The sequence below is a fragment of the Streptomyces sp. SCUT-3 genome (assembly GCF_014083985.1).
In the GTDB taxonomy this organism is placed as follows: domain Bacteria; phylum Actinomycetota; class Actinomycetes; order Streptomycetales; family Streptomycetaceae; genus Streptomyces_H; species Streptomyces_H thermolineatus.
In genome coordinates this window covers 4,135,705-4,150,658 of sequence record NZ_CP046907.1, presented here as the reverse complement: position 1 = coordinate 4,150,658, position 14,954 = coordinate 4,135,705, and the positions used below count along the sequence as shown (strand labels likewise).

Genomic DNA, 14,954 nt, shown 5'->3' with positions numbered 1-14,954 from the left:
CGTGCACGAACAGCCCACCGCCACCGACGACTACCTGGCCCGCAACGCCCTCTACGCGGCCTCCCACCAGGGTCTGCTGCCCATGCCGCCGGCCCGGCGCACCGCCGTGGTCACCTGCATGGACGCGCGGGTGAACGTCTACGGCCTCCTCGGCCTGTCCGAGGGCGACTCGCACGTCTTCCGCAACGCCGGCGGCATCGTCACCGACGACGTCGTGCGCTCCCTCGCCGTCAGCCAGCGGCTTCTGGGCACCCGGGAGGTCGTCCTGATCCACCACACCGACTGCGGCATGGCCACCTTCACCGACGAGGAGTTCCTCGAGGGCGTCGAGCGGGACGCCGGCAGCAGGCCCGCCTGGGCCCCGGAGAGCTTCACCGACGCCGCGGAGAACCTCCGCCTCTCCCTCGACCGCGTCCTCTCCAGCCCTTTCCTCCCCCGCAAGGAGTCGGTGCGGGGCTTCCTGCTGCACCTCGAGACGGGCCTGCTGGAGGAAGTGCGTCCCCGGACCCCGGCGCGCTGACCCCGGCGTGTCCGCATGCCGCGGGCGGCCGGCCCGCACCCGCGCGGCCGGCCGCCCGCGGCGTCCCGGAATACGAGACACGGACCCGCCCGCCGGACGCTCCTGATGCCCCGAACGGGTCGGTATAACCCCTTTGCAAGGTGGCGTGTTCGTGCCATGGCCGCATTACGCCACCCGTATCCCTCCCCAAACCCCCCTCACATCCACAAATCTGATGCGTCATCCGGGTCCACGCGCCGTTTCCGGGCGCAGCTTGAACAGGATGCCCATGACAGAGTCCATACCCTCGCGCAGACGCACCGCCCGCGTCGCGCTCGCAGCCGGCATGGTCGCCGCGCTGACCACCTCCGGGATCGCGGTCGCGTTCGCCGCGCCGGCCCAGGAGGCACCGCAGGACGGCCCGGTCAAGGCCGCCGCCGAGGACAAGCTCGGCCAGCACGACGCCGACCTCCTGGCCGAGGCCAAGGAGAACGGCGACAAGCACGTCACCTTCATGGTCGCCACCGACAAGGGCGCCGCGAAGTCCGTCGCCGGTGAGCTGGACGCCCTCTCCGGCGCCAGCGTCGGCAAGGTCGACAACGACCTCGGCTACGTCCGCGTGACCGTCGCCACCGGCAAGGCCGACAAGGCGATCGCCGCAGCGGTCAAGAACAAGTCGGTGTCCGCGATCGACCTCAACGAGGAGATCGAGCTCCCGGACCCGGACCCGGCCGCCGACCGGGCCAAGGACGCCAAGACCTCCGCGAGCGCCGGCGAGTACGCCGCGCCGGGCAAGGACACCCCGGCGGAGAACCCCTACCAGCCGTCCTTCGAGACCGGCGCGGTGGACTTCGTCGAGGACCACCCGAAGGCCGACGGCCGCGGCGTGACCATCGGCATCCTGGACTCCGGTGTCGACCTGGGCCACCCGGCGCTGCAGAAGACCACCACCGGCGAGCGCAAGATCGTCGACTGGGTGACCGCCACCGACCCGATCGTCGACGGCGACGGCACCTGGCGCCCGATGGTCAACTCCGTCAAGGGCGGCACCTTCACCTTCAACAAGCGCGAGTACACCGCCCCCGAGGGCGACTACTCGGTCAGCCTGTTCCGGGAGAGCGCCACCCTCGGCGGCGAGATGGAGGGCGACCTCAACCGCGACGGCGACACCACCGACAGCTGGGCGCTGCTGTACGACGCCGCGGCCGGCACGGTGCGCGTCGACCTGGACGACGACGGCGACCTGGCCGAGGAACCGGCCATGAAGCCGTACAAGGACGGCTTCCAGATCGGCCACTTCGGCACCGACGACCCGTCGACGGACATCGCCGAGTCGATCCCGTTCGTCGTCGAGGTCCGCAAGAACGTGCCGATGGACCCCTACGGCGGGGACTGGGTCGGCAAGAAGGTCGACTTCGTCAACATCGGCGTCGTCGAGGGCTCGCACGGCTCGCACGTGGCCGGCATCACCGCCGCCAACGGCCTGTTCGGCGGCGGGATGAACGGCGCCGCCCCCGGCGCCAAGCTGGTCTCCTCCCGCGCCTGCACCTGGTCCGGCGGCTGCACCTCCACCGCGCTGACCGAGGGCATGATCGACCTCGTCGCCAACCGCGGCGTCGACATCGTCAACATGTCGATCGGCGGCCTGCCGGCGCTCAACGACGGCAACAACGCCCGCGCCCAGCTGTACACCCGCCTGATCGACAAGTACGGCGTGCAGCTGGTCATCTCGGCCGGCAACAGCGGCCCGGGCACCAACACCATCGGCGACCCCTCGCTGGCCGACAAGGTCATCAGCGTCGGCGCGTCGGTCTCCAAGGAGACCTGGGCGGCCAACTACGGCTCCGCCGTCTCCGAGGAGTACTCGATGTTCCCGTTCTCCTCGCGCGGTCCGCGCGAGGACGGCGGCGCCACCCCGGTGCTCGCCGCCCCGGGCGCCTCGATCAACACCGTGCCGACCTGGCAGCCGGGCCAGCCGGTCGCCGAGGCCGGGTACTCCCTGCCCGCCGGCTACGGCATGCTGCAGGGCACCTCGATGGCCTCCCCGCAGGCCGCCGGCGCCGCCGCGCTGCTGATCTCCGCCGCCAAGGCCGAGAAGGTGGCGCTCACCCCGGCCACCCTGCGCACCGCCCTGGTGAGCACCGCCGAGGAGATCGACAACTACCAGGCGCACGAGCAGGGCGCCGGCCTGATGAACATCGTCAAGGCCTGGAAGCTGCTGAAGAAGGGCTCGGTCTCCGACCGCACCTACAGCGTCTCCGCCCCGGTGAACACCGCGCTGTCCCAGTTCCTGGCCACCCCGCACACCGGCGCCGGCCTGTACGACCGCGGCGGCCTGAAGGCCAACAAGGCCAAGACCTACACGGTCACCGTGACCCGCACCTCCGGCCCGGACAAGGCGGTCACGCACTACCTGAGCCTGGCCAACGGCGACGGCGCCTTCAAGCTCGGCGCCAGCAGCGTCGCCCTGCCGCTGAACCAGCCGGTGAAGATCAAGGTCACCGCCAAGGCCGACTACGGCGTGCACAGCGCCCTGATCAACGTCGACGACCCCGCCACCCGCGGCGTCGACAAGCAGGTCATGGCCACCGCGGTCGTCGCCAAGGACCTCGCCGCGCCGTCCTTCTCCACCACCGAGAAGGGCGTCACCGAGCGCAACGGCACCGACTCGTACTTCGTGACGGTCCCCGAGGGCGCCAAGTCCCTCGAGATCCAGATGAACGGCCTGCTCCCCAAGAGCCAGACCCGCTTCATCGCGCTCAACCCGTACGGGGTGCCGGTCGACCCGACGTCGACGATCAACTGCTACCCGAACTACACCAACCCGAACAACAAGTGCCGCCCCGACCTGCGCTCCTACACCGACCCGATGCCGGGCGTGTGGGAGATCGAGGTCGAGTCGCGCCGCACCTCCGGCCTGCTGGAGAACCCGTACACGGTCACCGCGACCGCGCTCGGCGCCACCTTCGACCCGGCCGTGAAGACCGTGCCCGACGCCGAGGTCGGCAAGGCCACCCCGGTGGAGTGGACCGTCACCAACGGCTTCGCCGCAGTCGACGGCAAGCTGGCCGGCGGCTCCCTGGGCTCGGCGTTCACCGGTCGTCCCACCATCGCCAACGGCGAGGAGAAGACCACCGAGATCGTCGTGGGCGAGGGCGTCTCCCGCCTGGACGTGGCCATCGGCTCCACCGCCGACACCGGCGCCGACCTGGACCTGTCGGTCTCGCTGAACGGCAAGGTCGTCGCCTCCTCCGCGGACGGCGACTCCGAGGAGTCGGTGAGCATCGCCAACCCGGCGGCGGGCACCTACACCGTCACCGTCGACGGCTACTCCGTCCCGGCCGGCACCACCGAGTACGACTACCGCGACGTGTACTACTCGGCCGGCCTGGGCTCCGTGAAGGTCGACGAGGGCAAGCAGATCACCCTGGCCAACGGCGCGACCGCCACGGTCACCGCGGAGGTCGTCCCGGCCGCCGCCGCGCCCGAGGGACGCCGGTTCTTCGGCGAGGTCAAGCTGCTGAACTCCCGCGGCACCCTCGTGGGCTCCGGCTCCGTGGTGATCACGGGAACCACCGGCTGAACACCGGCTGACCCGCTTCAGCTGCCCCCCAGCAGCTGATTGATACGGGGCGGACACCCCCTACCCAAGGGTGTCCGCCCCGTCGCCGTCCTGCCGCACGGCCACCCCCGGTGGCAGGATGGCGGACAGTCCTACGCATTACGCATAAGGAGTTGCCTACCGTGCCTGGCACGAACCTCACCCGTGAAGAGGCGCAGCAGCGGGCCCGCCTGCTCACCGTCGACTCCTACGAGATCGACCTGGACATCAGCGGCGCCCAGGAGGGGGGCACCTTCCCCTCCACGACCGTGGTGCGCTTCGACTGCTCCGAGCCGGGCACGTCGTCCTTCATCGACCTGGTGGCCCCCTCGGTGCAGGAGGTGGTGCTCAACGGCACCGCACTGGACCCGGCGGAGGTCTTCGCCGACAGCCGGATCGCCCTGCCGGACCTGGCCGCGCACAACGAGCTGAAGGTCGTCGCCACCTGCGCCTACACCAACACCGGGGAGGGCCTGCACCGCTTCGTCGACCCGGTCGACCAGCAGGCCTACCTGTACACCCAGTTCGAGGTGCCGGACGCCCGCCGGGTGTTCGCCTCGTTCGAGCAGCCCGACCTCAAGGCCACCTTCGCCTTCACCGTCAAGGCCCCCGAGGGCTGGACGGTGATCTCCAACTCCCCCACCCCGCAGACCGAGGACGGGGTGTGGCGCTTCGAGCCGACGCCGCGGATCTCCACCTACATCACCGCGCTGATCGCCGGCCCGTACCACTCGGTGCACAGCACCTGGGAGGGCGAGGGCCGCAGCGTGCCGCTGGGCATCTACTGCCGCCCGTCGCTGGCCGAGCACCTGGACGCCGACGCGGTCTTCGAGGTCACCCGGCAGGGCTTCGACTGGTTCGAGGAGAAGTTCGACCACCCGTACCCGTTCGCCAAGTACGACCAGCTGTTCGTGCCGGAGTTCAACGCCGGCGCGATGGAGAACGCGGGCGCCGTCACCATCCGCGACCAGTACGTCTTCCGCTCCAAGGTGACCGACGCCGCCTACGAGACGCGCGCCGAGACCATCCTCCACGAGCTGGCCCACATGTGGTTCGGCGACCTGGTCACCATGGAGTGGTGGAACGACCTGTGGCTGAACGAGTCGTTCGCCACCTTCACCTCCATCGCCTGCCAGGCCGCCGCCCCCGGCAGCCGCTGGCCGCACGCCTGGACCACCTTCGCCAACTCCATGAAGACCTGGGCGTACCGGCAGGACCAGCTGCCGTCCACCCACCCGATCATGGCCGAGATCAAGGACCTGGACGACGTCCTGGTCAACTTCGACGGCATCACCTACGCCAAGGGCGCCTCCGTCCTCAAGCAGCTGGTGGCCTACGTCGGCGAGGAGGAGTTCTTCCGCGGCGTGCAGGCCTACTTCAAGCGCCACGCCTGGTCCAACACCCGCCTGTCCGACCTGCTCGGCGCCCTGGAGGAGACCAGCGGCCGGGACCTGAAGGCCTGGTCGAAGGCGTGGCTGGAGACCGCCGGCATCAACGTCCTGCGCCCGCGCATCGAGCTCGCCGACGACGGCACCATCGCCTCCTTCGCCGTCCTCCAGGAGGCCCCGGCCCTGCCCGAGGGCGCCAAGGGCGAACCCGTGCTGCGCCCGCACCGCATCGCGATCGGCACCTACGACCTGGACGGCTCCGGGAAGCTGGTGCGCACCGACCGGATCGAGCTGGACGTCGACGGCGCCTCCACCGACGTCCCCCGGCTGGCCGGGAAGCCCCGCCCCGCCGTGATCCTGCTCAACGACGACGACCTGTCCTACGCCAAGGTCCGCCTGGACGAACAGTCGCTGGCCACCGTCACCGAGCACCTGGGCGACTTCACCGAGTCGCTGCCGCGCGCCCTGTGCTGGGCCTCCGCCTGGGACATGACCCGCGACGGCGAACTGGCCACCCGCGACTACCTGGAACTGGTCCTCAAGGGCATCGGCCGCGAGAGCGACATCGGCGTGGTGCAGTCCCTGCACCGCCAGGTGAAGCTCGCCCTCGACCTGTACGCCGACCCGCAGTGGCGCGAGGAGGGCCTGGCCCGCTGGACCGCCGCCGCCCTGGAGCACCTGCGGGCCGCCGAGCCCGGCAGCGACCACCAGCTGGCCTGGGCCCGGGCGTTCGCCGCCGCGGCCCGCACCGACGAGCAGCTGGACCTGCTCGCCGGCCTGCTCGACGGCTCGCAGACCGTCCCCGGCCTGGCCGTCGACACCGACCTGCGCTGGGCGTTCCTGCAGCGCCTGGCCGCCGTCGGCCGGGCCGGCAAGCCCGAGATCGACGCCGAGCTGGCCCGCGACGCCACCTCGGCCGGCGAGCAGCACGCCGCCACCGCGACCGCCGCCCGCCCGACCGAGCAGGCCAAGGCGGAGGCGTGGGCGTCCGTCGTCGAGGACGACAAGCTGCCCAACGCCGTGCAGGAGGCCGTCATCAGCGGCTTCGTCCAGACCGACCAGCGCGAACTGCTGGCGCCCTACACGGCGAAGTACTTCGACGCCGTCAAGCGCGTGTGGGAGACCCGCAGCCACGAGATGGCGCAGCAGATCGTGGTCGGCCTCTACCCGGCGATCCAGGTCTCCCAGGAGACCCTGGACGCCACGGACGCCTGGCTGGCCTCCGCCGACCCGGCCCCGGCCCTGCGCCGCCTGGTCGTCGAGTCCCGCGCCGGCGTGGCCCGCGCCCTCAACGCCCGGGCCGCCGACCGCGCCGCCGCGGACCGCTGACCCGCCCCCGCACCACCCGCACCACCCGACGGGCCCCCGCCGCACCCGCGGCGGGGGCCCGTCCCCGTCCCCGTCGGACCAGAGCAGCCCCGTGGCAGGACACTCCGGGGCCGCCGATCAGTACTCCCCGCTCAGATCCGTCCCCTCGGGGGCACGAAAACACACCGACGAGGTCACGCTGACACTGATCAACGGCTCCCCACCGCTCTCGCCTCTCGCCCAGGTGATCGACACTTTGTACGGCTTCTCAGTATGCTCCGCGCGGATCTGCAGGCTCCTGGCCTTGCTGTTGTTTCTCCCGTACTCGGTGATCTTCCAGCCCAGTCCCGGGAGCCGCTCGCGCAGGTTCTCCATCCCACGCTCCAATTCAGCATTCGGCACCCCGGACACCGACCACGGGTGTCGCATCACGTAGAGATGCTCCGGGTCCGGCTCGCAGATCGACACCCCGGCCCCGGCGGGCGACACCTTTCCACCCTTGACCGCCACCGCGTCCAGGATCCGGCTCGACACCTCCTTGATGTCTCGCCGGGCCACATCGACATCACGCACCTCTGGCTCGTAACCGAGTTCGTCCATCTTCCCGCACCCCATCACGCACAACGCCAAAATCACCAGGCCCACCAGCGCGCCACCAAACCGCCCTGGAGCACGCGCCTTCCTCACCCGGTCAGCCATCGGTCACCTCGTCGTACCTTCCGGTAACCACCCACGCCTGATTCTCCAGACTCACGGATTCAGGCTCCCAGTAGCTGCTGTGGTCAGGGGAATCGGTAGCCATCCTGTTGGCTCCGAACGCCTCGTCCGACGGAACATTGCCGATGGGGACGTCCCAGAGATCATGGTCCGGTCCGAGGCCGCCGTGGCCGGCGATCTTTCCGCCCAGGGCCACCTGGTCGTTCAGCAACGGGGCCTTCTGGGACCATACGTGTTCCCCACCCACGTCGAGCTGGTCAGCCTCGCCGACCAGCATGCCGGGGCTTCCCACTGCGATGATGTCGTCCGCGGGCAAGTCGCCGTGCATGGAGGCGGCTCCCACTGTCGTGCTGCCGTAGCTGTGCCCGATGACCGTGGTGTGGCTCGCATCCGGTCCGCCCTGTGCCGTCTGCAGTCCGTCGAGAAACCCGTTCAGGCGCGGAGCCCCGTCGACGGCGTAGGACCTGTCCATCGCTTCCGGGACGATGCTCTGCGGTGCGTCGTAGCCGATCCAGGTGATGGTGGAGACCTGTTGTCCGGGCGCCTTCTCGCTGCTCTCCCGCCACAGGTCGGCCATCCGCTTCATGTCCCCGTCCGCACCCGCGAGGTTGGACCCGGTTCCGGGGACGAAGACGGCCGTGTGGTCGGCCGTGTCGGGGTTGCCGTTGGCCACTACGGCGTGGCCCAGCTTGTCGGTGTCGAAGCCCAGAAGGTACGCGTCCGGCAGACCGTCCGTGCCCGCGTGGTCGAGGCGCTTCTGGACTGCCGCGGCCCCGTCACGCTTTCCCTCGAGCTCGTCGAGTTCCTTCTGCCACTTGTCGTGCTCGGTGTTGCTGCCGACCACCCACCAGTCGTCGTAGAACTCCTGCTTCGGCTCGTTCTTCTTCAGCTCGGCGATCTTCATCTCCAGCTCGCCGCGGCTGGTGCGGAGCACCACGCGGTTCGCGTCGTCCCGGACGGCCGAGGGAAGCCCGTCGAGGGCGCCGATGCGCTCGGGGTGGAGGGCGAGGTACTGCTGCTGGTCCTCCTTCGACAGCCCCTTCCACCAGGCGGCGTTCTGCGCCGGGGTGCTGCCCGAGGGAATGCCGGCGAGGTCCAGCGCCGCCTCGGTGTCCTTGCCGATGGCTTTGCGGTCCTTGGCCACGTCCGCCCACGTCGCGGCGCTGATCTTCAGACCGTCGTCGGTGGTGAGCTGCTTGAGCGAGGTACCGTACCGCTGGTCGATCTCGGTGGCCTTGGTGACGGCCTTCGCGATGCGGTCGGCGATGTCCTGGGCCCGGACCTGGGTCGGGTGCTGCCATGCGGGGCCGTCGTCCGGCGTGCCCAGCTGCATGGGGATCTCTTCCTCCGGGATCGGAGGGTAGGTCACCTTTCCGGTGTCGTCCACCGTGAACTTGTGGCTCTCGGCCTCTTCCAGAGCCGCTTTGAGATTCTTCTGCTGCACTCGCAGTTCATCGGCGCAGCCGTTGAGCAGCGTGCGGACGTAACCGGACTCCTGGTAGCCGTACTGGAAGTTCTGGCTCAGTCGGTCCAGCCGGTCCATGGCCGTCTTGGCGGCCGTACCGCCCCAGGCGTTGCGCAGCTTCGCCGACATCTCGCGGTCCACCCGGTCCTGGCCGGCTCCCAGACGGGCCATCATGCGGCCCCATTCGTCGGCCGCCTTGTCCACCGAGGAGAGGTTGAGGTCCTGTAACTGTCGCATGGTCACCACGACCGCATCACCCGAACGGGGAGGCAACGGCGGGGCGACCGGTGGACGACGGTGTGAACGAGGACTTGGTCTGTTCCTCGTTCTCCTCGTAGTTGTCCGCCGAGGAGCGCAGTGCCCGGGCAACCGCACCGCACTCGTCCCGGACGTCCCCCAAGCGGTTCTTCCAGGAGGTGTGCACGGTGCTCAGCGCAGTTGCGAAGGCGAAGCCCCGGGTGTGCCCGGGTACGGATTCCTGCACGGCGTCCAGCTCCTGGATCCCGGTCTGCACGCTCTGCTTCAGATCGGTCCCCACCGCAGCCGCGGAGCGGAGCGAGGATGCGGTGACCTTCGTACCGTCCGTCATGTCAACCCCCGTTGAACATCGGCACCACTGGTATCAACGGCCACTCACCCTAGCCGGTGCTGCATGGCCGGCGGAGCGGTTCCTGCCGTTGAGTGCCGACCTGGAAGCGCCTGGTTCCAGGTCTCCGGCCGGCGGCGGTCCGCTGGCGGCCGGAGCACTCAGGTGGGTGCAGGCAACAACGCCCAGGAGAGCCGGAACCGCCTTCCCGGCGTCGGCCCGCATGTGGGCAGGCGAATTCCAGCTCACCGACACCGCCCGGACGAGACGATGGGCCTGCATCGGCTGCACCGCGGTGCTGGACTCCCCGCTCAGGCCCCCCGGGCGCACAGAAGCACACCGAGGACAACCTCATCGGGCCCCTGTCCGGGATCTTCAGAGCTCTTCGGTCCAGGATCGCCTGGACAAAACCGGTCAGGACGCCGTGGATCTGTCCGGGCGTGCTCGGCAGGCGCTGCCAGGGTTGTTCGATCTCTTCTGTCTGCAGCGCCTGTTCGACGGCGTATTCGACCGGCGCGGCAGGGTCCAGGACTGCGCTGCGCAGCCACGTGGCGAACACGGCTGCCTCAGGTGCGGTGAGGTATTCCGATCCCCGCAGTAGGGGTCGTCAAGGCTAAACAGGCCGTCGCCGTGGCAGACATCAGGGGCTCCCTGGAGCGGGCATGCTAACGGGCGTGGCCGTTGACCTGGTTCGCGGTTTGACCGGCTTGTGCCCCAAAGGCACCAAGACGGGCGGGGGCGACGCGCGGCAGAGCACATCACTTCGCTACGAAGCCCTCCTCCAGTACCGGCCGACCACCGGTACCGACCCGTCGCTCGGTGGTTGTTCAGCCCCGTGCGGCGAACTCCACGAATGCTGCCCACTCTTCGGGAGAGAAGGCGAGCACCGGCCCCGCCGTGTCCTTCGAGTCCCGGACACGGACGACACCGCGACCGGCAGCCACCTCGACGCACTCACCACCCGCGCCACCGCTGTAGCTGCTCTTGAACCAGGCCGGCTCCGCCCCACGGGCTACGGGCTCCTCGATGTTCATCGCTCTCCCAGCAACTTCTCGATGAGGACGAGAGACTCCCGAGGGGTGAGAGCCTGTGCCCGGATGATTCCATATCGGAGCGCAATCCCGCGGACTTCCGCTCGCCTCGTGACCAGAGTGCTACGTCCTTGCCCTTCGAGGTATGCAAGCTGCTCCCCGTCGCCGGGAGTCACCAGGGTGAACGGTCCGTCCACCCCAGCGTTGTCCTCCCGGTCCGTGGGCATGACCTGAATCTCCACGTTGCGACGTCGGCCGGCCAGCAGTAGCTGTTCCAGTTGGCCCTGCAGGACATGCTTCCCGCCGAAGGGACGCTTCAGAACAACCTCTTCGATCACGAAGCTCAGGGACGGTGCCGCTCTTCGGGAGAAGAGTTCCTGGCGAGCCATACGAGCAGCCACCCGCTGCTCGACCGTCTCCTCGTCCAGCTGAGGACGCCACATCTGGAAGACCGCTCGTGCGTACTCCTCCGTCTGCAGAAGACCAGGCACAGCTTGGCCGGCGTATGCGTGCACCTCCACCGCCTCCGTCTCAAGCCGTGCGTAGTCCCGGAAGAACGCCGGATAGCGGGCCCGCGCCACCTCCTCCTTCATCGCGGACAACACACCTTCGGCGGCAAGGGCCTCGTCCGCACGGTCTACGAACTCCGGCTTCGGGATGCGGCGGGCCTGTTCCACCGCCGCGACCATGTCCTCCCCGTAGCCCATCCGCGCACCCAACTGCGCCTGCGTCCACCCTGCCCGCTCCCGGAAGAGCTTCACCTGCCTGCCGAAACACCTCAGGAAGGCCCCCGAGCCGTCCCCCTCCGGTTGATCAGGTCGCCCCGCACCAGCCACCGGCCTGCACCTCCGTCGTTCCCGGACCGCACTTCCTCGCACGGCCTCCCCCACGACCAACCGACCAGCCCTGAGAAGGACACGCCTCACAACCCCGACGCCCCGTCCCAAGCAGCCCTACAACCACCCACGTACGCCCGCATCGGTTGCACGGCAGCGCCAACCGTCTTCGCCGGACCGGTGGGGCCGGGCATGCGGGATCTGTCCGAGTTCGAGAAGGAGCTGGACACGGACGGCAGGTCGGAGAAGGCCACGGAAGCGCATACGACCCGTCGGGCCCCGGCGGCACTGCGCGGTACGAGGACGGATTCGAGGTGACCGTCGGCGAACTGCACCGGAAGCCGGACGGTTGGGCGTACGGGTTCGCCGTCACGTACCGGAACTGAACGGGCCGCAGAACACGGGCGGGGACGACTTGGTGCGCACGGTCGGCGGCACGAAGGAGATGCCGGTCGCGGTGGAGGCGGAGTCCTCCGGCTCCTACTGCCTGCGGGACCGCGCACCGGGAGCTCCGGCTGGACTGACGCCGGGCGGGCAGGGCACCGGGCGCGGGGCTGGCTGATACCCGGGGACGGGCATGACAGAGCGCCCCTCGGCGCTTCGGGGCACCGGGGGCGCTTCCGGGCAGGACGCAGCCTCCGTCGGCCGGCGGAGGACGCCGGCCGGTGGGGCCGGGGCCCTACTTGCCGGTCTTCACGGCCTTGTCGGACTTGCTGGTGACCATCACGAGGCCGGTGATGACCAGGAAGGCCACGATCGGCGCCACGACGTAGAGGCCGAGCGTCTCGACGGCGCTCAGGCCCGGACCCGGGTCGTCGCCGTCGTCGCGCATGAGCGCGAACGCGGGGGACGACATCAGCAGCATCAGCGTCGCGGCAGCGGAGACGGTGCCTGCTCGCAGGGCGTTCTTGTTGACCACGCCTTTAACGTAGCGAACGCCTCCGCGGCGCGCGCGACCGGGGTACCCGTGTCGGGAGGGATGCTGCCCCGGCGCCCCCGCGGGAGGGCGGGGCGGGTGACGGCCGGCGGGGCCGGACGGATCGGGTCCGGCCCCGCCGGTCAGCCGGCCCCGCCGGTCAGTGGGGCGTGCCGGTGGGCAATCGGCGCAGTTCGTCGGCCAGGGCCTGCAGCCGGGGGGAGGCGGCGAGCTGTTCCAGGGTGACCGGGCGGCCCTGCGCGTCGGCGACCGGCAGCCGCCAGTTGGGGTACTGGTCCCAGGTGCCGGGGAGGTTCTGCGGGCGGCGGTCGCCGACCGCGTCCGGCAGCCAGACGCCGACCATCCGCGCCGGGGTGCGCAGGAGGAACCGGTGCACGGCCCGCACCACCTCCTCCTCGTCCCCGGCCCGCCCCTCGGGCAGCAGCCCCAGCCGTTCCAGGACGGTGATCCACTCGGCGACCTCGGCGGCGGCCTCCTCCTGCTCCTCCGCCAGGGGCCGGGCCAGCAGGCCGAGGCGGTGCCGCAGGCCGACGTGCTCGCCGGTCAGGCGGGCCGCGGTGCTGGGCAGGTCGTGGGTGGTCGCGGTGGCCAGGCAGTCGTCGCGCCACGCCCTGGGGGGCAGGGGCGCGCCGTCGCCGTCGTGGTCGCGTTCGAACCAGAGCACGGAGGTGCCCAGGATCCCCCGGCCGGCCAGTTCCTCGCGCACTCCGGGCTCGACCGTGCCGAGGTCCTCCCCCACCACGACGGCCCCGGCCCGGTGGGCCTCCAGGGCGAGGACGCCCAGCATGGCGTCGGCGTCGTAGCGGACGTAGGCGCCCTCGGTCGGCGGCCTGCCCTCGGGCACCCACCACAGGCGGAACAGCCCCATCACGTGGTCGACGCGCAGGCCGCCGGCGTACCGCAGCAGGTTGTGCAGCAGCTCGCCGTAGGGGGCGTAGGCGCGGGCGGCCAGGGCGTCGGGCCGCCAGGGCGGCAGTCCCCAGTCCTGGCCGTGGGGGCTGAAGGCGTCCGGCGGGGCGCCCACCGACATGCCGGCGGCCAGTTCGTCCTGGAGCGCCCATGCGTCGGAGCCGTGCGGGTGCACGCCCACCGCCAGGTCGTGGACGATGCCGACGGCCATGCCGGCCTGCCGGGCGGTGCGCTGTGCCGCGACCAGCTGGCCGTGGACGAGCCAGGCCAGCCAGCGGTGGAAGTCGACCTCCTCGCGGCGTTCCTGACGGGCGCGGGCGGTCTGCCCGGAGCGGGGGTCGCGCAGGCCGGCCGGCCAGGTGCGCCAGTCGGGGCCGTGGGCCTCGGCGAGTGCGCACCAGGTGGCGTGGTCGTCCAGGGACCGGCCCTGCTCGGCGAGGAAGTCGAGGTACTCGGCGGTGCGGCCGGGGCCGAGGGGGACGCGGCGCAGCAGGTGGAGGGCTTCCCGCTTCAGCGCCCACACCGCGTCGCGGTCGATGAGCGCGCCCTTGCGCAGCACGGACTCGCGCAGGTTGTCGGCCCGCTCCAGCAGCGCCCCGGCGCGCTCGCGGTCGGTGCCGCGCAGCAGGGCGAACTCGGGGACGTCCTCGACGCGCAGGTGGACCGGGTCGGCGAAGCGGCGGGAGGAGGGCCGGTAGGGGGAGGGGTCGGTGGGGGCCCCGCCGGCGGCGGGCACGGCCGCGTGCAGCGGGTTGATCTGGAGGAAGTCCGAGCCCAGGCGGCGGCCGGCCCAGGAGGCCAGGTCGGCCAGGTCGCCGAGGTCGCCCATGCCCCAGGAGCGCTGCGACAGCAGCGAGTACAGCTGCACCATCAGGCCGTGTCCGCGCCGCGGGGGCCCGGGCAGCCGGGGCGGGGCGACGATCAGGGGGGCGGTGTCGGTGCGGCCGTCGGGGGCGCGGGCGGTCAGGCGGTGGCGGCCGGGCGGCAGCCCGTCGGTGCCGTCCCACTCGCGGGAGGTGCCGTCCTCGAGGGTGACGTGCAGGGCGGTGCCCGGGGGCACCGGCGGGCGGCCGCGGGCGCCCGTGCCGGTCCGTGCGACGGCGCAGGGCGGCAGCAGGCGTTCGGCGGCCTGCTCGTCGTGGCGGGCGAGGGCGGCCCGGACCGCGCCGGGTGTGGTCGCGTCGACGCCCAGGGCGCCGAGGACCGCGACCACCGTCTCCGGGGGGACGCCCGCCGGCCGGTCCGGGAAGGGCCGGAACCGGGTGTCCACGCCGTGGCGGGCGGCCAGTTCGGCCAGGGCGGGACCGCAGCCCCCGCCCGCCGCCGCGCCCCGTCCTCCGTGCGTCCCCCCGTGCGTTCCCCCGTCGGGTCGGGTCATCAGACCTCCGTCGGCTCCGTGTGCTCCATCGGCTCGGTGAGTTCCTCGCTCCAGGACTCGTCGGCGTGCATCCGGCCGACGGCGGGCGGCTCACTGGTCAGGGGGACCTCGTCCGCCAGCGGCGCCTCGCTGGTGAGCGGGGTGTCCTCGGCGAACGCGGGCTCCGAGGTCAGGGGCGGCTCGGGGGAGCCGTGCGAGGAGTCCACTTCGTCACCGTAGTCGCACGGCCGGCGACTCTCCGGGATTTCCGGCGTGTTGGACAGAGCGGACACCAGTAGGTCGGCGGGAACGGCCACTTC

The 14,954-nt window shown here is 71.2% G+C and carries 11 protein-coding genes; 3 read left to right on the top strand and 8 right to left on the bottom strand.

The features are described 5' to 3' along the window. Position 1 precedes the first annotated feature (1 nt). The 3 genes from GQS52_RS18355 to pepN all read left to right on the top strand — a co-directional run bounded on the left by GQS52_RS18355 (position 2) and on the right by pepN (position 6,817). Positions 2-520 (top strand): carbonic anhydrase, encoded by a 519-nt coding sequence (locus GQS52_RS18355; protein WP_259370844.1) that lies wholly within the window; start codon positions 2-4, stop codon positions 518-520. Positions 521-788: 268 nt separating this feature from the next. Continuing rightward, positions 789-4,082, top strand: a complete 3,294-nt coding sequence (locus GQS52_RS18350; protein WP_259370843.1) for a S8 family serine peptidase — start codon at positions 789-791, stop codon at positions 4,080-4,082. Between the two features lie 161 nt (positions 4,083-4,243). Further along, positions 4,244-6,817 carry an aminopeptidase N gene (gene pepN, locus GQS52_RS18345; protein ID WP_182314456.1) on the top strand — a complete coding sequence of 858 codons (2,574 nt, stop codon included), beginning with the start codon at positions 4,244-4,246 and terminating at the stop codon, positions 6,815-6,817. A 117-nt stretch (positions 6,818-6,934) separates the two neighbouring features. Here pepN and GQS52_RS18340 read toward each other — a convergent pair whose 3' ends face one another. From GQS52_RS18340 to GQS52_RS18305, 8 genes are all read right to left on the bottom strand, one after another. Beyond that, positions 6,935-7,495, bottom strand: coding sequence for a hypothetical protein (locus tag GQS52_RS18340; RefSeq protein WP_182314455.1), 561 nt, complete (start codon positions 7,493-7,495; stop codon positions 6,935-6,937). Beyond that, positions 7,488-9,215, bottom strand: coding sequence for an alpha/beta hydrolase family protein (locus GQS52_RS18335; protein ID WP_259371148.1), 1,728 nt, complete (start codon positions 9,213-9,215; stop codon positions 7,488-7,490). The genes GQS52_RS18340 and GQS52_RS18335 overlap by 8 nt, the downstream gene beginning before the upstream one ends. Before the next feature lie 16 nt (positions 9,216-9,231). Next, positions 9,232-9,567 (bottom strand): WXG100 family type VII secretion target, encoded by a 336-nt coding sequence (locus tag GQS52_RS18330; protein WP_182314453.1) that lies wholly within the window; start codon positions 9,565-9,567, stop codon positions 9,232-9,234. Between the two features lie 824 nt (positions 9,568-10,391). Further along, positions 10,392-10,598: a DUF397 domain-containing protein gene (locus GQS52_RS18325; protein ID WP_182314452.1), complete on the bottom strand. Its 207-nt coding sequence runs from the start codon at positions 10,596-10,598 to the stop codon at positions 10,392-10,394. Continuing rightward, positions 10,595-11,377 (bottom strand): helix-turn-helix transcriptional regulator, encoded by a 783-nt coding sequence (locus GQS52_RS18320; protein WP_259371147.1) that lies wholly within the window; start codon positions 11,375-11,377, stop codon positions 10,595-10,597. Before GQS52_RS18320 ends, GQS52_RS18325 begins: the two co-directional genes overlap by 4 nt. A 733-nt stretch (positions 11,378-12,110) precedes the next feature. After that, positions 12,111-12,350 carry a hypothetical protein gene (locus GQS52_RS18315; protein ID WP_182314450.1) on the bottom strand — a complete coding sequence of 80 codons (240 nt, stop codon included), beginning with the start codon at positions 12,348-12,350 and terminating at the stop codon, positions 12,111-12,113. Positions 12,351-12,507: 157 nt separating this feature from the next. Then, on the bottom strand, positions 12,508-14,655 hold the full coding sequence (gene malQ / locus GQS52_RS18310) for a 4-alpha-glucanotransferase (RefSeq protein WP_182314449.1): 2,148 nt from the start codon (positions 14,653-14,655) through the stop codon (positions 12,508-12,510). Then, a complete protein-coding gene (locus GQS52_RS18305) occupies positions 14,655-14,951 on the bottom strand; it encodes a hypothetical protein (RefSeq protein ID WP_182314448.1) in 297 nt (98 codons plus the stop codon). Before GQS52_RS18305 ends, malQ begins: the two co-directional genes overlap by 1 nt. Between the last annotated feature and the right edge of the window lie 3 nt (positions 14,952-14,954).